Genomic DNA, 19637 nt, shown 5'->3' with positions numbered 1-19637 from the left:
CTAATAATTAAGTTTACCCTAATTCATTATAACTAAAATTACTTTTTTCATCAACTATAAAAGCTAAATTAATAGAGTAATTTGAAAAAATTATAAGATGTGTATATTTTTTTATATTTAATCCAAGAGCCAAAGTAAATTTGTTTCTTTGCGCCTGCATAATATCTACAAAATCACCTGAAATTGTATAATGATTATTTTCTATTTTTAGCACATCAGACAATTCTATGCAATCTAAATAACCAATATTAAAAGGTTTTTTTGTTCAGTATTTCTACAATACAAAATTTCAGTTTCAAACTCTAAATTTAAAATATCTTCTTCATATAGCTCAATCTCAAGCTTTATCTTATTATTTTTATAAGTGTAATTTTTTAATATAGAATCTCCTGTTTTAGAGAATATTCTTTTATTTTTTTTAAAAATTTTCCATTAATTTCCTAAATTAAAATATTTTTTTAACTCATCTTCAAAACCTTTATTTTTTATTTTATCTTTTAAAAAGAAATGTCCTTTTTGTCCATTTACCTCATAATTAATATGTGGAAATGTAGAGCTACCTTTTCCTTTTCCCCAATCACCATGTCCCCAATAAACAGCATCTTCGCTACTATTTTTCCAACCAATCCACTTACCTCTTTCATTATACATTCTTGTTTTGTTTGCACCTAACATAGAAGAACTAAAATTTTTAGCATCATTAGAATTTTCAAATAAAAAGTCTGCTTTTAATGTTCCTTTTTTAGTTGTACCAGTACCTATAAGAATTCCTTTTTCTGCAGCTAGCAATTTTAATACATCATCCCCATTTCTTGTCATAACCAAGAGTGGGATTGCTGCTAAGTTCATTCCTTTGTTATCAGAAGCTGAAAGAATCATTCCTCCTACTTCAAAAACTCCGGTTACATCCCCGGCTCCTCCAATATATTTTATAGGTCCATCATTTTTCACCCAAGTTAATGGATCATAATCTGGTACCTGCCTGCCTACGTAGGTTGCAAGATACTTGGGTATTTCCATCCCCATAGATAGCCTCATTAATGCGCTATTGCCCTTATAGCTTTTCGGAACATTAATCGTAAGTTGTGGAATATCGAATTCTAAGTAGTCTACAGCCGGTGTATAGTATCCTTCTTTATACCGGTCATCAATAAAATAATTTCCTCCTAAGTTACCTCCGCCTAAATAATTAAGATTACCGTTAGAATAATTGTAAGAACCTCCGGTATTCAACATTTTGTCGATATCCGTCTGTTCTATCATTCCCGTGGGATCGGTAAATAGGATAGGGTTGTTAAAGCCGTAACGGTATGGTGTCCATGAAGGTTCAGCTTCAGCCATCGGGTCTACGACGCCCCATCTTCCGATGTCGCTCATGTACATCCTTGCTCCGAAGTCGTTCCAGCCTGTTTCTTTCTGGAGTTCTTTTCCTCCGAACTCATAATGGTAGTTTGGATCTCCTGTCAAAGCATTATAGCCTTCATGTTTCAGCCCAAAAGGGTAGTAGTTGTTTTCTTCAAGAACTTCTGCGCTGCCTGATGCATTTTTAATGTAGCTCAGGCGTGTATTTCACATATGGTTTTCAGGCCTTCAAAAATATATATTTTAAACCGATTAAAATATGTGGTTTTCCCTATTTTTTTATTGAAAAGAAGTTTAATACTACTAACTTCGTTTCTGAATTGGAAATGAAACTATATTAAACATAATCCCGTAGCATTTTGCTACGGGATTTATTTTTATCTATCGACGCGAGCTAAAAGTTTGCGCCAGCGAGAATTCTCCCAAAAGATAACAATTCTCAGAAATAAATTTTACAAAATATTTTCAATATACTCAATTCTAATATTTATACCTTCTTGATTAATATATGCTTCATCAAGCATTTTTAAAATATTACATATTACAAATATTAAACGTCCTATTTCTGACATTCTGTAATTAACTTTATAAATCTTTGATTTCAATTTAATTCTTTCATAGCGCGTTGAATATTTTTGGAGTTCTTTTTCATTAGGCTCTTTATACCATATTTTTAATATTTCTAATGCATATTTTTCTAAAATATTGTATAAATCCATAATTTTATTTTCTGTGATTATACGTCCCTTTGATATACAATCATTGCCCGCGACAGCTATAAAAAAATATGAAAACAAATAATACGATAAATTAGAATCAACTGTTATTTCTGAATTATTACTTTTTATAATTATTACTTTCATTTTGGTAAAATATGATTAACTAATCTTCCTTGAGAATTATAGACTTTCAAATGCGCTTTAGAGACATTTATATTGAAAGCCTGAAATACTTCTAAATACGAATTTGCTATATTGGGACTTGGAAGATAATGACCAGATAAATTGTTGATATTAACAATACTACCATTTCTTATTTTTAATTCACCTGCTGCGAACACATCTATTCCTTTGGATAGAAAAGTATGCTTTCTACCTAATAAAACTTCACCCGATTCTGTTATTACAAAATCAAATGTTCCAGCGGCTTTTGTTGTTCCATTCATTATTATTTTTCCATTTACTATTGAACCAAGTAATTTTCCTTCAGTACTAACAGGTAATGTATTTATCAATAATGGAAAGTTTTTTCCTTTTGTTGCAAAAAGAGCTAAAATTCCAACCCCCATTGCAAGATACCTATTTTCCGGCTTCCATGTACTCATTATTTGCCCACCAAGATCAAATATACCTGCAGGGTCGCCTGCTCCTCCTGTCATCATTACTCCATGGTCATTTCTCACACCAGCCAAGCTTTCTGCCATTGCATTGGCATTTACGTGGTGCTGCCAATCTTTTGCTGCGCTGCTAAAAGCATTATACATTGCGTAGGAATTAGAAAGATAATTACTTCCTATATTCCATGTACTTTTGCTCCCTTTTGCATTAATCGTAAGTTGTGGAATATCGAATTCTAAGTAGTCTACAGCCGGTGTATAGTAACCTTCTTTATACCGATCATCAATAAAATAATTTCCTCCTAAGTTACCACCACCTAAATAATTAAGATTACCGTTAGAATAATTGTAAGAACCGCCGGTATGCAGCATCCTGTCGATATCCGTCTGTTCTATCATTCCCGTGGGATCGGTAAATAGGATAGGGTTGTTGAAGCCGTATCTGTAGGGTGTCCATGATACTTCAGCTTCCGCCATTGGATCTACGACACTCCAGCGTCCGATGTCGCTCATGTACATCCTTGCTCCAAAGTCGTTCCAGCCTGTTTCTTTCTGAAGTTCCTTTCCTCCGAACTCATAGTTGTAAGAAGGGTTTCCAGCCAAAGGATTGTAACCTTCATGCTTCAACCCAAAAGGGTAGTAGTTGTTTTCTTCAAGAACTTCTGCGCTGCCCGATGCATTTTTAAAGTAGCTCAGGCGTATATTTCCCAAATGGTCGTTATAGCTGTAAATATACCTATTTTTTTCAAAATCGTAGTAGCCTTCGGATGTAGGAACAAATTTCATTGCCGTATTTCCCTGCTTCGTTTCGTATTGGAAACCATCCAGATAATCTGTAACCTCTACTATTTCCGTTGGAAAGAAAACATCTCCTTCCCCGTAGGTATAGGTTTTTCTCAGTTTGGTACCCGCTGCACTATAAACGTAGTCTGTTGCGATATTGCGGATATCTACACCTCCGGTTACCAGGTTGCGTACAGTATAGGTTTTATCAAATATGATGAAGTTCGGTAGATTCAGGAAATTGTATTCGATCTCCAGAATACCTTTGTCCTTATGGCTTTTCATATTGCCGCTTTCCTCATCATAGGTAATGGTATTTCCCGATATCTCCGGATACCCCCTGTAGTCTGTGGAAGAATCTGTAACCGAAGTCAGCCTGTTTCCGGAATAGGCATACGCAAGATCATCGATCTTAAATGCGGGGGCTCCCTGCTGTCCGTCTGCAGATCTTTTCAGGTTAGTAATATTTCCGTTCAGGTCATAGTCCATCTTCTCAAAATATTCTTTTGCAGAAGGGTTGGTGTCTTTCTGGTAAAAGCCTGCCGAAAGCCTGTTCAGCCTGTCATACACATAGCCGTATCTTCTCAGGTTGTCTCCTGCAGTGGTATTGGTTTTCCAGTCAACTTCAGCAATGTTCCCATTGTATCTTGACTTCACCTGCATAGAAGGAAAATCAAGGTTCGGTGTTTCCAAACCTTCTACCTGATTGTATTTGATCTCATAACCGAACAATTTACTGCCTAAATTTTTAGGATCATTAATCTTGGTCATCCATCCCTTGATGTTATAAGCATAGTCGATACTTTCTAAAGGGCTGGCTGCTGATGTTCCGCCCACTTTTTTGTTCGTCAGCTGAGAAAGCTCGTTATAAGTGTTTTGAGCTAATATCTCTACAGGATTACCGTCTACCTGATGCTTGTGTACCAGCAATCTGTTCTGGTCGTCATAGTCAAATGTTTCTGTCAGGAAGCTTTCAGTATCCGTTGCCAATCTTTTGTGTCTGGTTACAGAACGCTTTGTAACTCCTGCAAAATCAATTTCTGTTTCCGTTTTGGTATATCCTCCCAGATAGTTAAAAGAGTAAGCTCCCACAGATCTTCCCTTTTTATCATACCATATATAGTCTTTTGTCCAGCTGTCATTCTCCAAATTCCTGATGTAGGAAGCTGTTGGCAGCGTTTTGGTATTTACATTCCCTTCCTGCATTAAGACATCTTGTCCCAATATCTGAACGGGAGTATCTGTTCCGGCAGGAAGGGGTGGATATGTATCGTAGTAATTAATGCTCAAAACCGTCATGCCTGCTGTCGGGAATGCGTTTTTGGTATAGTAAACCTGCATTCCGTTCTCTACAAACGGTGTTGTGCTTCTTTCTTCGGTGTAGGCTGCATTGGCCGGCAAATTATCGATGGCAGCCTGCATTGCTGTTCTGGTGGAATTACTGGCAGTGAATCCTGTATAAACTATTCTTCCGAATTGATCGTATTTGGTAAACATCCACCCTTTTTGATGGAAATTATTACTAATGGTTGCCAGTGTTGCATCCTGAGATAAGATCAGCCTATCGGCTTTATCGTAGACCATATATTCCCAGCCTTTCCCAGGCAGCTTTTTTTCCACCAGCCTGCCCCAGCCGTCGTAGCGGTACTGATAGCACAAAGCATCCCTGTCTGCTGCGGAAATAACCGGTAACGCAGAGGCTAAAGGCGGGATAACATAGGCCAGCTGGTCGTATTTATTATAAACATAATAGGTTTTAATATCATTCGTTCCATCATTCTTTTTGACAAGAATGGTTTGTCCCTTACCGTTTTTGTATTCGGTAACCGCATTGCCGTCTTCATCGGTGATGGTATTTTTTGTAAGGGTATTGGCAGGGTAGTACCCGGAATCTGCCAAAGGAGATTCGGTGCGGTTTTCTACCCAGCCTGTTGTTACGGTGTATTTTTTAACTTCGGAGGTTCCGGTATTGGTGCTGTAGTCATAGTTGACAGGCTTGCTGCTCCATGCCGTTCCGGTGCCTATGCTTTGCTTCACCCTTTCCAGCGGTGAGTTTTCAATGATCTGCTCAGAAAATATCTTTTCACTGCCATAGCTTGCAGGTGCATTGCTCAGCGGATTATCATAAATCAGTCCATCCCATCCCAAGTTCTGCTCCCGGATCGTTGCCTGAAGCAGCATCTGTATTATATGACATTCCTATGTTGATCTTCAGTCCATTATTAGTTGGAAGACTAAAAAAAGGTACATTAATATTAACCTTTCCTTTTGAATAATCAGTTTCATAGTTCCTTAAAAAACTTTCTCTCTGATATTCAAAATATTGAGAAAACAATACGTTGCTCCACAATAACAGTAAAAAGAGCGGCCATTGTATGTATACTTTATTTTTTTGTTTCATAATTTTATTTTTTAATTACTTTGGCATTAGCCGTTTTATTCGTATCCGTTTTCACAGAAATAATATAAACTCCTTGAATCAGAGCCTGTGTATTCATCTTCGTCACCTTATTCCTGGTTTTAAGGCTCTGTACCTGTCTTCCGCCCATATCATACATTACAATATCAGCTTCCTTGAAATCAAAACCAATCTCCACATACGTATAATCTGAAACAGGGTTCGGATAGATCTTAATATCCTGCTTTTCGATTAGCTGATCAAGCTGGCTGTCGCCCAGCTTCACAATCTTCCAGTTCTCTTTCCCCAGTTCTTCTGCACTGGTTCCTGCTAGAATGATCGAACTGTCTCTGTTTAGTTTAATATCCGAAAGCCTTTCCTCTCTTTTTCTCGATTCTCCCTTCACATGCTTTCTCCACTGCTCATTGCCGTTCTGATCCAGATACAGCATCCAGAACGTTTCGTCATCACTCTCAATTCTGCCTTCTGCCTGAGTGTAGCCGCCTAAAAGGATCCCTTTAGACTTCCCGTTTCCATCTTCCTGCTTCCCACCAATCACGCTCATTCCCATCAGAACATCCCTGTTTTTGAAATTGTAGGATTTCTGCCAGATCTCTTCGCCTCTTTCGTTGAGTGAGATCAGCCACAGATCGGTTCCTTCCTCGATACCGATAGACTTGTTTCCTGATCTTTCAGACCTTGATTCTCCACCGATTAAATATCCTGTTGATGTAAAAGCCAGTGTTCTGATATGATCATCACCTTTTCCTCCGAAGTTCTTCTCCCATTCAACCTTTCCGTCCTTGTTCAGTTTGATGATCCAGTAATCGCCTTCGCCGTAGTTCTCAGTTTTCTTTGATCCTCCTGTATTGCTTCTAGAATAGATCCCTAATAGGGCTCCGCCATCCATAGTCGGAATCATTTTCTCCACTTCATCCAAACCTTTACCGCCTACTATCAATTGGGATAATTCTCTTCCGTTTTTATCCAGTCTTACAACCAAAACATCTTTTGAACCGTAGCCTTTGGAATCCTGAGCCTGTCGAAGGGTTGCGACATTTCCTGCTACGAAAAATCCGAAATCCGTGGTCTGGATCACTGCTCTGGCTTCTTCATCGGAAGTTCCGCCCATGGTTTTCTGCCACAGCTCATCCCCGAATTCATTGATTCGAATCAGCCAGATATCTGAACCGCCTTTGGAATCTTCTTTTTTATCCAAGCCTTTTGAAGAGTAAGAAGTACCTGCTAACAGAAAACCTCCTTCCTGGGTATTGACAGTTGCCGATAAAAAATCGTGGTTCTTTCCTCCAAAATATTTTTCCCAGACTTCTTCCCCCCGCTGATTAAGTTTAATCAAATGATAGTCGTAACCATTGTTTTGCTTTTGGTCGTTTGCCCCCGGTTGTTGGCTGTTAGCCTGAATGGAACTTCCGGTGATCAGATACTGCTGATCGATTGTTGTGGTTACCTGTGAAAGGAAATCCTGTGTCGAGGATTTGATGTCTTTCTGCCAGAGGACCTGTGTTTCCTGAGCATATACGCTCAGAACAGTACAAAGTGTATAGACACTGATGTAGAATCTTTTCATACTTAGAGTTGAGTTTTATATGATTATTGATTTCAAAAGTGAGAAGGGGAATCCTTAATACCATAAGGGAAACCGTATTATTAAAGGATTGTTATTATTGTCTGAAGAAAATAGCTGAAAATTATAGGTTGTATCATGGTTTTGTTTTATATGGGTTTCTAAAGATTATTTTTCATCTTTCCGGCAAAACTAATTTTTATAAACGACAAAGCATGTCGTATTATATCAGGAAGTAATTTTTTATAGTCAGGTTTAAAATCATAAAATATAAAAGCACGAAGCTAGAGTCAATCGTATTAGAGGTACTGCGAAGAACCCGACAACCAGAGAGACTTAGCCCGTGCCATATGGATACACGGGCGTAAGTCTATCAAAATTTGGTTGTCAAGAAGATTCGCAGTTTTCTAATACCAATATGATAGCTTACGCTTTGTTTTCGTTAAAATCTTGCAGCGAAATTAGAAAAAATAAATTCATCCCCCAAAATATACCGGACAATTCATATAAAAGAGAATAATTTTAAAATAATGGCAGGTAAATAATATTTTGAGTTTCACCATTTCCAATGACTGATATTCTATAATATGGCAGAATGTAATGGATAATATTCTACAAGAAGGGATTATCAGTGAATTAGGAGAAAATCAATATTTGTTGCCTGAAATAATTCATCAATAAAATATAACAATATTGTATACTTCTCTTACGTTTGAAATAAAAAAGTAACAGAAAATTATTTTATTAACCTCATAAAAAACACAATATGAAAAAGATAACTCAGCATCCGGTTGATTATGATCAGCTTATGGAAACTTTTGTAGCTGTTTTTACAGAAATTCTGGACATCCTTAAATATAACCAGACTGTCGATACCCAATACTACGACAGTGCAGATGTCAAAAGACTGCTGAACATCAGCGACAGTACGTTATTCCGCATCAGGAAATCACAGCACATCCCATATATAAAAATCGGAAAGAAAATATTTTATCCCAAAGCATTTTTCAACAATACCCTTAAAAAATGAGGGTATTTTTTTTGATCCAAAGAATAATATTGTTTTTTGGAAAATAGCAACGGCGCAAAGATGTATTTCATAATTTGTTGTTTTTAGGGCGCAAGAAAATCAAAGATTTTCAAGACGCAGGTGATCAATTTTATTGAAGATCATTTAATTCGTCGGTTCGAGTGTTTTTTCGTAACAAAGTGGAGAAAAAATGTATCGAGAACCGGTGAACTGAAACATAAAATCTGTCTTTTTAACAAAAACTTCTCGATACACTCCGCTTCGCTCCGCACTCGAAGTGACGCTCGTCTATATAAAGAAAGTTACTCCGTCGGTTCGAGTTTTTTTCGTAACAAAGTGAAGAAAAAATGTATCGAGAACCAGTGAACTGAAACACAAAATCTGTCTTTTTAACAAAAACTTCTCGATACACTCCGTTTCGCTCCGCACTCGAAGTGACGCTCGGTTTATATGAAGAAAGTTACTCCGTCTGTTCGAGTGTTTTTTAGTAACAAAGTGGAGAAAAAATGTATCGATAACCGGTGAACTGAAACACAAAATCTGTCTTTTCAACAAAAACTTCTCGATACACTCCGCTTCGCTCCGCACTCGAAGTGACGCCCGGTTTATATGAAGAAAAGTTACTCCATCGGTTCGAGTGTTTTTTTGTAACAAAGTGAAGAAAAAATGTATCGAGCCCCGGCGAACTGAAACACAAAATCTGTCTTTTTAACAAAAACTTCTCGATATACTCCGCTTCGCTTCGCATTCGAAGTGACGTTCGGTTTATATGAAGAAAGTTACTCCGTCGGTTCGAGTGTTTTTTCGTAACAAAGTGAAGAAAAAATGTATCGAGAACTGAGTGAATCGAAGAACATAATTTGTCTCTAAATCACAAGCCTTTCAATGCGCTTTTTAAAAAACTACCCCAAAAACGAAAAAGAACCAAAATGTACAATGGGTATAAGAAATGTAAAATAGATATATTTCTTCGAATGTGTTTCGACCGTTCTTCGGTACTCCTTCGGAAAAAACATCTTTTTTCCGAAGGAGTACCGAAGGTGTCTCGAAGAAGTCCCGAAGAAACCCTTCATCAATGCAATCAAATCTCATCAAAACAGGTCAAAACCAGTCATCATTTTCACAGGTGATTGAAAATGCAAATTCCCGTTATACCTTCGTTTCAGTTAATTAAAAAATACAGAAAAATGGCAAGAATAACAAAAGGAATCCTTGGAGGATTTTCAGGAAAAGTAGGAACCATCGTAGGGGCCAACTGGCGCGGACAGGATATTATCCGAAGCACGCCCAAACCCAACAGCAGACCACCCAGTGAAAAACAGCTTCTGCAGCAGACGAAGTTTAAACTGGTCATCGATTTTCTAAAGCCTGTCAAAAATATTCAGAGGAAATATTTCGGGACGGGGAGCGGTTCAAAATCCAGAGTCAATATGGCAGTTTCTTATACCATTAACGAAGCCATACAGATGACAGGTGATATTCCGGAACTGATGTACAATAAGGTACTGATCACCAAAGGAGATTTGGCAGGTTTCCAAAACGCAGCCGCCACTCCTCAGGCGGGAAACATCATCAGGTTAAATTGGGAAAACAATTCCCAACAAGGCAATGCTGATGCCACAGACAAAGCCAATGCGGTATGTTATTGCGAGGAATTGGGAACGTTTGAGATTTTCGAATCCATCACTGAGAGAAGTATGCTGACCGCAGATATTACATTGCCAGCCTATCATGCAGGAAAAGAAATTCAGCTCTGGATCTTTCTTAACAACGCCAAAGAAACGCTTGCCTGCAATAGTGCGTATTTGGGAAATCTGACTTTGATTTAATTTGAGTCTCCATCCGAAAGGGTGGGGATTTTTTTGATTTTTTAAATGGAAAAAGTCTGTAAACTGTGGATTCCAATAAATGTGAAAACGATTTTTTGGTTATATTTGAAATTAAAACCACTAACTGTGATAATAAATCCTTACCAAGCAAAATACTATGCCTACGAATTATCTAAAAAAGCTACCTCAGATTCTGCTGAAAAATTTGGCACAACTTTAATGGATGCTAAAGTGGAACTTAATCCACATCAAATTGAAGCTGCATTATTCGCATTCAAATCTCCATATTCTAAAGGCGCAATATTGGCAGACGAAGTTGGTTTGGGAAAAACGATTGAAGCCGGAATTTTGTTGAGCCAAAAATGGGCAGAAGGAAAAAGAAAGATTCTAATCATCTGTCCATCTTCATTAAGAAAACAATGGGTCAATGAACTGGAAGATAAGTTCTATTTAAAATCAGATGTTCTAGATAATTTCAGTTACAATAAAAAAACTAAGGCGGGTGTACAAAATCCTTTCGATGCCGATGCTACAATTAAAATCTGCAGTTACCAGTTTGCCCTAAAAAGAGCCGAAGAAATTCAGTTAACTTCCTGGGATTTGGTGGTTTTGGATGAAGCACATTACCTTCGAAACGCCTACAAATACGGCAACGTCACTGCACAAACCATTCAAAATGCCATACGTGACTATAAAAAAGTATTGCTAACGGCTACGCCATTGCAGAATAGACTGGACGAATTGTTTGGGTTGGTATCTTTTATTGACCCTGAGATTTTTGGCGACATTAAATCTTTTAGAAAAAATTACATCCTTGAATCTGGACAAAGGGATATTGAAGGATTGAAGGAACGTCTCAACAACATTGTCCATCGTACGTTGCGCAAAGATGTCAAAGAATTCATCAACTACAGAGAACGGATTCCCATCACTCAGCAATTTACGCCAACAACAGAAGAACAAGAGTTGTATGAAAAGGTCTTGGATTATCTAAGACAGGAAAAAGCTTATGCTTTTCCGCCGGCACAAAAGCATTTGATGCAGTCGGTTATTTTCAAATTGTTGGGTTCCTCGTCTTTTGCCATCAGCCGGACATTGGAAGCTTTAATTAAAAGATTAAAACATCTTCTGGAGAACTCAAAAATTGTTGAAGATGATTTGTATGAAATGTTTCTGGAAGAATATGAGCATCTAGATGATGATTTAGACGAATTGGAAGAGGAAGAAGAAAATGATTTTATAGAAATAACGCTTGATGATAAAATCGCTATTGAGGCAGAGATAAATCAACTAGAGGAATTTCTTAACTTATCGAATAGCATTCAGCATAACGAAAAGGGTGAAAAATTAATTATTGCCCTAGAGCGCGGTTTTGAAAAGCTCAAGGAATTGGGCGCATCTCAAAAAGCACTGATTTTTACTGAATCCACCCGTACGCAGCATTATTTATTTAACCGTTTGTCCAAAGAAAAATACAACGGTAGAATTTTATTGTTTAATGGAAACAACAATGACGAGACTTCCAAGCAGATTTATCGCGATTGGTTAGCAAATGAAAATAACGCAGGAAAAATTACAGGTTCCAAATCCGTTGATATTCGACAGGCTTTAATAGACGCATTTAAAAGTAACCAATATGATGTAATGATTGCGACAGAAGCCGGAGCCGAAGGTATCAACTTACAGTTTTGCAGTATGATTGTCAATTATGATTTGCCTTGGAATCCTCAACGTGTAGAACAGCGTATTGGTCGTTGCCATCGTTACGGACAAGAGCATGATGTGGTGATTGTGAATTTCCTAAACGGATCTAATGCTGTTGAAGCAAGGGTTTTTGAGCTATTAGACAGAAAGTTCAAATTGTTTGATGGCGTTTTCGGTTCTTCCGACGAGGTGTTGGGAACGATTGAGAACGGAATTGATTTCGAGAAAAGAATTATTGAAGTTTATAAACAATGCCGTACGAAAGAAGAAATAGAAAATTATTTCAATCAACTTCAGAAAGAGTTCGAAGACTAAATCGACAGTAAAGTAAAGGCAACACAATCAAAACTATTCGACCATTTTGAAGCCAGCGTCATTGAAAAATTAAAAATCACATTGTCTGAAACAAACGTTTTCATTGAGAAATTTGAAAAGTGGCTTTGGGAATTGACCCGCTTTTATATGCGAAACCGAGCTCAGTTTATTTATGACGATTTTACTTTCGTTTTAGAAAACGGTGATAAATACACGCTTAATAAAGCAAGAGAAGATGCCAAACGTTTTTTGGTGAATGGTGATATTGCGCAGAAAATCATTCAGCAGGGTAAAAAAGAAAAAACGCCTTTCGCCCATTTAGAATTTGATTTAAGCTCATCCAAAGCTACTTATAGCGATATTCAAAAACTAAAATCAAAAAAAGGTATCATCAAAATCACAAATCTGGAAGTTTCATCAGAGATTGAAAGCCACAGTGTACTTCTTTTTTCGGGAAAAACTGATGCTGATGAGCGCTTAAATGACGATATTTGCCGATTCATTTTGGGATTACATTCTACGGTGGTAGAAATGAAAGGTCGCGAAGCTTCATCCATCGAAGACCTTCATCTTAAAGTAAAAGAAAAGCGTCTGAAACATCTGGAAGATACCGATGCATTTTTAATGCAACGGGAATTCAAAAAATTTCACAATTGGGCAGATGACCGCATTGTGGTTTTGGAAAGCGAGCTTCGTGAGGCGAAAAAAGAAGAAAAAGAAATTGACCGAAATGCAATGCAGGAAGGACTTTCCACCAGTGAGGCACTCCAGTTTCAGGAAGCTTTGGCAAAAGCAAAAAAGAAAGTGAGCAGACTGAAACGCGAAATGTTTGACCGTGAAGACGAAATTAATGAAGAACGTGATCAAATGATTGCGGAAGCAAAACAAAAATTAAACAGAACTATAACAGAGGAAGAAGTGTTTAGCATTTCTTTTGAATTGATATAATTACTTTATGAGCAACTACGAAAACCTTCAAAAAGTTTTAAAAGAAATATTCGAGATGGATAAGGCGGATCTGGATTTTGGAATCTACCGCATTATGAACCAAAAACGGGATCAGGTAAACGAATTCATCGATAAAAAACTGCCGAAAGAAATCAGAGATACGCTGGCGCAGATACAGTCTAAAGATTCTATCACTTTGCAGGCAGAGCTCGATAAAATGGGCAAAGGACTAGATGATGCGGGTGTGGTGCGCGAAGATTCTCCAAAATACGTGGCGTTGCAACAGCAGATTACCAATGCAATAGACACCAATGCATTGGAGCAGGAAGTGTTTTCGCATTTAGCCAATTTCTTTAAAAGATATTACAAAGACGGCGATTTTATTTCGCTTCGCCGGTACAAAAAGGATGTTTATGCCATTCCGTATGAGGGTGAAGAAGTAAAACTGCACTGGGCAAATGCCGACCAATATTACATCAAAACATCTGAGTACTTAAAAAATTATGCCTTTAAACTAAGCGATGGTAAGAAAGTACATTTTCAATTGAAGGAAGCCAGCACAGAACAAAATAACAATAAAACACAGGGCGATGTAGAACGCCGTTTTGCTATTTTTGAAGAATTGCCGGTGGAAGTAATTGAGGACGAACTGTACATCAACTTTACCTACGAAACCCATAAGAAAACCGTAAAGCAGGACGAGCTGAGCAAACAGGCATTTGAAGTCATACAGGAAAATATTCCCAGTGCGTTTACTTTGGCTTTTGACAAAGCACCTACCGAGAAAAACAAAAACAGAACCGTGCTGGAAAAGCATCTGAACGACTTTATTTCCCGCAACAGTTTTGATTATTTCATCCACAAAGATTTGGGTGGATTTTTGAGACGGGAACTGGATTTTTACATCAAAAATGAAGTCTTATTTATTGATGATATCAATACTGAAAACCCGATTTATTTTACGGCGCAGTTGTCTAAAATAAAAGCACTGAAAACTGTTGCCAGTAAGATTATTGCATTTTTGGCGCAGATAGAAGATTTTCAAAAGAAGCTTTGGCTCAAAAAGAAATTCGTGATCAGTACCAATTACTGCATTACGCTCGACCGTATTCCTGAGAAATATTACGAAGAGATTTTTGCCAATGAAGTACAATTGGCAGAATGGAAAACATTGTACGATGTCACGCTGAACGGTGTGGAAGTGCTATCACAAGAAAAATTCTTAGTGCTTGATACCAAATTTTTCTCCGAAGAATTTAAAGATAAATTACTGGCAGAGTTTGATAATCTGGATGAAGAAACCGATGGTTTATTGATTAATTCTGAAAACTTTCAGGCCTTGAATGTGATTGAAGAAAAGTATAATCAAAGTGTACAAACTACTTATATTGACCCGCCTTACAATACAGATGCAAGTCCTATAATGTACAAAAATACTTATCGGAATTCGAGTTGGTTATCACTTATGAATGACAGAATATCAACATCGAAATCATTATTGAGTGATGCTGGAATTCTTTGTGTCACTATTGATGATTTTCAAACCAATGAACTAGTAATTTTGTGTAAAAGTTTGTTTTCGATAGACAACTACATCGGAACTGTCGCAATTAGAAATAATCCTTCTGGAAGACCTACACAAACAGGTTTAGCAATATCACACGAATACGGACACTTTTTTTCTAAATCAAGTAATTCTAAACTAAACAAACTTTCAAGAAGTTTAGAACAAAGTAAAAGATATAAAGAAAATGATGAGAATGGCAAATTTATGTGGGAATTACTTAGGAAACGAGGAACAGATTCGGAAAGAAAAGATAGTCCAAAAGCATATTATCCATTTTATTTTAATGAAGTAAATCAATCACTTCGTTTACCCGAAATGGAATGGGACGAATCCATCAAGGAATGGAATATTCTAGAAACATTTGTTGATGGTGAAATAGAACTTTACCCAATCGATGAAAATGGAATTTTAAGACGCTGGAGATGGGGTTTAGAAACTGCAAAAGCAAATGTGGATAAACTTAAAGTATCAAAAAGTACCAAGGATTTTATAGTGTATTATAGATATTATGAACCTGAAGGAGTTTTAGCTCAAACTAATTGGATAGAATCTAAGTATTCTTCTACTGAACACGGAACAGGATTATTAAAAAATTATTTCAGTTCTTACAATCCTTTTAGCTATCCCAAATCATTATTTGCCGTTATTGATACAATCACTCTTTCAGAAAATAATAAATCTGATATAATCCTGGACTACTTCGCCGGTTCCGGAACAACAGGTCACGCCACCATCAAACTCAACCGTGAAGATGGCGGAAAGCGCAAATATATTTTGGTAGAAATGGGTACGTATTTCAATACCGTTACCAAACCGCGTATTCAAAAAGTGATCTATTCTGATAACTGGAAAAACGGCAAACCACAAGACAAAGTAGGTATTTCGCAAATTTTCAAATACCAAATTTTAGAAAGCTACGAAGATGCGTTGAACAATCTGCAATTGGGCAAAAGCAGTCAGGATGGTTTGTTTCAGTTTAGCGAAACAGCGCAGGAAGACTATTTGCTAAATTATATGCTCGATGTTGAAACGCAAGACCATTTGTTCAACATCGAAATGTTCCGCAATCCGTTCAATTACCAACTAAAAGTTACTGAAAACAATGAATTGGTGCCAACCAAAATAGATTTGGTAGAAACCTTTAATTACCTCATCGGGATGTATGTGAGCCGAGTGCAACGCATCAAAGACATCAAACTCATAGAAGGCAAAACCCGCGAAGGCGTCAAAACACTTATTATCTGGCGCAATCTGGAAACTACTACGCACGATGAAGTGGCAAAGGTATTCCGCAAATTGTATGACGGCGTGCGTTCTTCAGAGTTTGACCAGATTTACATCAACGGCGACCATCATTTTGACAACATCCGCACCGGTGGCGATACCTTCAAAGTGAAATTGATAGAAGAAACTTTTTTCAAGAAGATGTTTAATATTTCTGAATTGTAATATGTCGCACACTACTGTAGAAACCGCTGAGAATCTTCGTATTCAAACATTGAAGATTAGCGAACTTTTGCAATTGCAGGATTTAACAATACCGGTTTATCAACGTCCGTATAAATGGCAGGAGAAACATATCTCGCAATTGATTGAAGATGTAAATTTCTTTAAAGGGAAGTCTGCTTACCGGCTTGGAACTTTGGTGGTACATAAAGATGAAAATGAAAAAGAGCTAAATATTGTTGATGGACAACAACGAACCATTAGCTGTATATTATTATTCAAAGCCATTCTGGAAACTATTAAAATTGAAGATCCACATTTAAAGAAAGAAGTTGAAGCAATCAATAAAAATCTTATTGATTTTGAGTTTAGCAATGAAACAACAGCTTACAATATTAAAAACAATTATGCTATTGCAAAACGAACTGTTGCTAAATGTGATGAAGATTTTGTAAGATTTTTTCTTAATCATTGTGAATTGATTTACTTCGAGATAGGACACATCAGTGAAGCATTTCAGTTTTTTGATTCGCAAAATGCAAGAGGCAAAGACCTTGAACCTCACGATTTGCTGAAAGCTTATCATTTACGAGAATACACCGAGAAAGATGAGAAACTAAAACTGGATAATGTGACGGTTTGGGAAAAACATCAGTCGAGCGACTTGGCAAAATTGTTTTCAGAATATTTGTTTAGAATTCGCTCCTGGTCCCGGGGAGATTCTGCACAGGTATTTGATAAGAGTAAGATTTATCTTTTTAAAGGAGTAACGATTGAAAAAATTGGTGATTTCAAATATGCCGATTCTCTGAGAATATTGCATCACTTTACCGATGAATACAACAAAAGTTATCACAGACAGATAGATTTGGGAAAGAAGTCTTATCCATTCCAGCTGGACGCTCCAATTATCAATGGAAGGCGTTTTTTTGAAATGATCAGTTATTACAAAGAAGTTTTTGATATGTGTGTTGAAAATATTAAGAGCAATCAAAAGCTCACTGAGAACTCAAAAAATATTTTCAGCACTATCAAAAACTACGATGGTTGGGAACGCACAGGTGATACTTATGTAAGAACACTTTTTGAATGTGCATTGGTTTTTTATGTCGATAAATTTGGTTTTAACCACATCAACGAGGCTGTAGAAAAGATATTTGCCTGGTCTTACCGATTGCGTTTAGAATACTATGCCATTCAGTTTGTTAGTGTTGATAATTATGTTTTGGACAATAATCTTTTTGCAGATTTTAAAAACAATTATTCTCCGCAGGAAGCTTTGGCAAGACCTGTTGACTATAATTTTAGTAAGGGAAGAACTATCGAGGAAATTGAGGGAATTTTAAAATCACTTTATTACATCAGTTAATGGCACATCAGATAGAAACATATAATATCAAAGAATTATTCAGCTCGGGTAATTACAGAATTCCGATATATCAACGTAATTATGCGTGGGGAAAAAGTGAGATTGTGCAACTTATTCAGGATATCATCGATTACATTCCTGAGCAGAGAAATTACTATATCGGTACACTTGTGGTTTATCCACAGAATATCAATGAAGAAACTGTTTATGATGCCATTGATGGTCAACAGAGGCTTACGACTTTATCGATATTGTTGTCAGTTCTAAAAAATAAGTTTGGCGAAGTTAACTGGTATACCAAGCAGATACTGAATTTTGAAAGCAGACCTTTGTCTCAAAATGCAATGAGTTTTGCCAAGTCTGGTTATTTCGATGGTCACAAAGAATATCATTCTACAATCAAGGAGGCATACGACAGTATAGAAATAGAATTGATTACTAGGGAAAATAATAAAACTATAAATATAAGTGAATTCGCTTTATTTCTCACGGATTTTGTAACAATTCTTCGCGTAGAAGTTCCTCACGATACCGATTTGAACCACTATTTCGAAATAATGAATAACAGAGGTGAGCAACTTGAAAAACACGAGGTTGTAAAATCTATGCTGCTCGATGCACTCTATGATGATACAGATGAAGATAACGAACAAATTCAGGAATTGTTTCATACCATTTGGGATGCCGTTCAGAATATGGAACGCTATGTTCAATTTGGTTTTGAACCTGAATTAAGGAAAATTTTGTTTGGAAAAGATTGGTCAAATCTTGCAATTGAAAACACTAACCAATTATTAAATACTTATCAGGATTTTAAACAAACTGCTAAAAGTGGTAATGATTTCAAAATGAATATTGATGAGATTTTATCCAGTCAAAACGTATTTCAAAATTCTGAAAATCGGTTAGAAAATTCTGAACGATTTACTTCTCCTATAAATTTTCAAAATTTCTTATTGCATATATTGAAAATTCAGACTGAAAGTATGGACGTTTCTTTAGATGACAAGAAGTTGATTGATTTCTTTAAAAAAGAAATTAAAAGTAAAACCAAGGAAGAAGCTAAGAATTTTGTGCTGGATTTTATGTTTAATCTGCTTCGCGGAAAATGGTTGATGGATGCCTATGCAATCAAAAGACAGTTTGTCGCCGATAAAGAAGGCTGGAGTTTGCTGAAGCTAAAATCTAATGATGGTAAAAAAGGTTATTATGTGAATACTTTTGGTAAAGATGAGGCTTTGCATAAAAAAGGAAGAGATTGGAGCAATGAGTATATCATTATGCTGTTAGCAATGTTTCACGTATCAACATCAACAATGATTTACAAACATTGGTTAAATGCTTCGTTGTATCATCTAATGAATACTAAAGAAGTTGATTTTGAAAAGTATAAGAATTATCTGGAAAAAATAGCCAAACAATTAATATGTTTTAGGTTTTTGAATACAGATAAAGATAGTAAGTTGGAGTATAACGACCTAATTTACTCTTTTGACAATTTGAGTGAAGATTATCCAAAAATTGAATACAAGAACCCAAGGCTTAATTATAAAAGCATCGAGAATAATCTTATCTTCAACTTTTTAGATTATGTTATATGGAATAAATTGGATGTTGGTGATGCAGGGGTTAATTTTGAATTTACTTTTAGAAGTTCGGTTGAACATTATTTTCCACAAAACCCTATTGGGGGAAAGCCTTTGGATGATAAGGAAGCTTTGCATTCATTTGGCAATTTGTGTTTGATAAGTCATCAGAAAAACTCAAAACTGAATCATCATTTACCTTCTGCTAAAAAGAATTATTATTCTAAATTAAACAGTAAAAGTGAATTAGCTTATGACAGTCTAAAACAATACATAATGATGAATGAGTATGATGCCGATACTTGGGATGAAGTAAGTATTGAAGACCATCATAAAAAAATGGTCGATAAATTAAATGAATTTATCCAAAACTAAAACT

The 19637-nt window shown here is 36.4% G+C and carries 13 protein-coding genes; 7 read left to right on the top strand and 6 right to left on the bottom strand.

Annotation, left to right across the window (positions count from 1 at the left end; genetic code table 11):
- Window positions 1-13 precede the first annotated feature (13 nt).
- From BUA89_RS09880 to BUA89_RS09855, 6 genes are all read right to left on the bottom strand, one after another.
- Entirely contained in the window at window positions 14-214 is a 201-nt protein-coding gene (locus tag BUA89_RS09880; protein ID WP_143152310.1) for a hypothetical protein, read from the bottom strand.
- Window positions 215-432: 218 nt separating this feature from the next.
- Complete coding sequence (locus BUA89_RS23445) at window positions 433-1551, bottom strand: RHS repeat domain-containing protein (RefSeq protein ID WP_317043390.1); 1119 nt, start codon at window positions 1549-1551, stop codon at window positions 433-435.
- Window positions 1552-1814: 263 nt separating this feature from the next.
- Complete coding sequence (locus tag BUA89_RS09870) at window positions 1815-2225, bottom strand: hypothetical protein (protein WP_072956527.1); 411 nt, start codon at window positions 2223-2225, stop codon at window positions 1815-1817.
- The gene (locus BUA89_RS09865) at window positions 2222-5662 is read right to left on the bottom strand and encodes an RHS repeat-associated core domain-containing protein (RefSeq protein ID WP_083531648.1); all 3441 of its coding nucleotides are present in this window, start codon (window positions 5660-5662) and stop codon (window positions 2222-2224) included. The genes BUA89_RS09870 and BUA89_RS09865 overlap by 4 nt, the downstream gene beginning before the upstream one ends.
- Window positions 5604-5882: a hypothetical protein gene (locus tag BUA89_RS22925; RefSeq protein WP_143152309.1), complete on the bottom strand. Its 279-nt coding sequence runs from the start codon at window positions 5880-5882 to the stop codon at window positions 5604-5606. Before BUA89_RS22925 ends, BUA89_RS09865 begins: the two co-directional genes overlap by 59 nt.
- Before the next feature lie 4 nt (window positions 5883-5886).
- Window positions 5887-7467 (bottom strand): T9SS type A sorting domain-containing protein, encoded by a 1581-nt coding sequence (locus tag BUA89_RS09855; RefSeq protein ID WP_072956520.1) that lies wholly within the window; start codon window positions 7465-7467, stop codon window positions 5887-5889.
- Between the two features lie 763 nt (window positions 7468-8230).
- On the opposite strand from BUA89_RS09855, the gene BUA89_RS09850 reads away from it, so the two are divergent.
- The 7 genes from BUA89_RS09850 (at window position 8231) to BUA89_RS09825 (ending at window position 19633) form a co-directional block, all read left to right on the top strand.
- Complete coding sequence (locus BUA89_RS09850; protein ID WP_072956517.1) at window positions 8231-8494, top strand: helix-turn-helix domain-containing protein; 264 nt, start codon at window positions 8231-8233, stop codon at window positions 8492-8494.
- A gap of 1187 nt (window positions 8495-9681) precedes the next feature.
- The gene (locus BUA89_RS09845; RefSeq protein ID WP_072957118.1) at window positions 9682-10323 is read left to right on the top strand and encodes a DUF6266 family protein; all 642 of its coding nucleotides are present in this window, start codon (window positions 9682-9684) and stop codon (window positions 10321-10323) included.
- Window positions 10324-10449: 126 nt separating this feature from the next.
- Window positions 10450-12342 (top strand): SNF2-related protein, encoded by a 1893-nt coding sequence (locus tag BUA89_RS22725; RefSeq protein ID WP_178362448.1) that lies wholly within the window; start codon window positions 10450-10452, stop codon window positions 12340-12342.
- Window positions 12343-12423: 81 nt separating this feature from the next.
- The gene (locus tag BUA89_RS22720; RefSeq protein ID WP_083531646.1) at window positions 12424-13290 is read left to right on the top strand and encodes a hypothetical protein; all 867 of its coding nucleotides are present in this window, start codon (window positions 12424-12426) and stop codon (window positions 13288-13290) included.
- Window positions 13291-13297: 7 nt separating this feature from the next.
- Entirely contained in the window at window positions 13298-16306 is a 3009-nt protein-coding gene (locus tag BUA89_RS09835; protein ID WP_072956513.1) for a site-specific DNA-methyltransferase, read from the top strand.
- A gap of 1 nt (window position 16307) precedes the next feature.
- Window positions 16308-17672, top strand: coding sequence for a DUF262 domain-containing protein (locus BUA89_RS09830; protein ID WP_072956510.1), 1365 nt, complete (start codon window positions 16308-16310; stop codon window positions 17670-17672).
- Window positions 17672-19633, top strand: coding sequence for a GmrSD restriction endonuclease domain-containing protein (locus BUA89_RS09825; RefSeq protein WP_072956507.1), 1962 nt, complete (start codon window positions 17672-17674; stop codon window positions 19631-19633). The genes BUA89_RS09830 and BUA89_RS09825 overlap by 1 nt, the downstream gene beginning before the upstream one ends.
- Window positions 19634-19637 lie beyond the last annotated feature (4 nt).

The organism is Chryseobacterium arachidis, assembly GCF_900129245.1.
Taxonomy (GTDB): domain Bacteria; phylum Bacteroidota; class Bacteroidia; order Flavobacteriales; family Weeksellaceae; genus Chryseobacterium; species Chryseobacterium arachidis.
The sequence above is the reverse complement of the archived record's forward strand: the minus strand, read 5'-3'. Positions and strand labels throughout refer to the sequence as shown.

Bases quoted from the DNA above. Each gene is read 5' to 3' on its own strand.
- BUA89_RS09830 (WP_072956510.1), top strand. From the start codon at position 16,308: ATGTCGCACACTACTGTAGAAACCGCTGAGAATCTTCGTATTCAAACA.
- BUA89_RS09850 (WP_072956517.1), top strand. From the start codon at position 8,231: ATGAAAAAGATAACTCAGCATCCGGTTGATTATGATCAGCTTATGGAA.
- BUA89_RS09835 (WP_072956513.1), top strand. From the start codon at position 13,298: ATGAGCAACTACGAAAACCTTCAAAAAGTTTTAAAAGAAATATTCGAG.
- BUA89_RS09865 (WP_083531648.1), bottom strand. From the start codon at position 5,662: ATGCTGCTTCAGGCAACGATCCGGGAGCAGAACTTGGGATGGGATGGA.
- BUA89_RS09870 (WP_072956527.1), bottom strand. From the start codon at position 2,225: ATGAAAGTAATAATTATAAAAAGTAATAATTCAGAAATAACAGTTGAT.
- BUA89_RS22925 (WP_143152309.1), bottom strand. From the start codon at position 5,882: ATGAAACAAAAAAATAAAGTATACATACAATGGCCGCTCTTTTTACTG.
- BUA89_RS09845 (WP_072957118.1), top strand. From the start codon at position 9,682: ATGGCAAGAATAACAAAAGGAATCCTTGGAGGATTTTCAGGAAAAGTA.
- BUA89_RS09855 (WP_072956520.1), bottom strand. From the start codon at position 7,467: ATGAAAAGATTCTACATCAGTGTCTATACACTTTGTACTGTTCTGAGC.
- BUA89_RS09825 (WP_072956507.1), top strand. From the start codon at position 17,672: ATGGCACATCAGATAGAAACATATAATATCAAAGAATTATTCAGCTCG.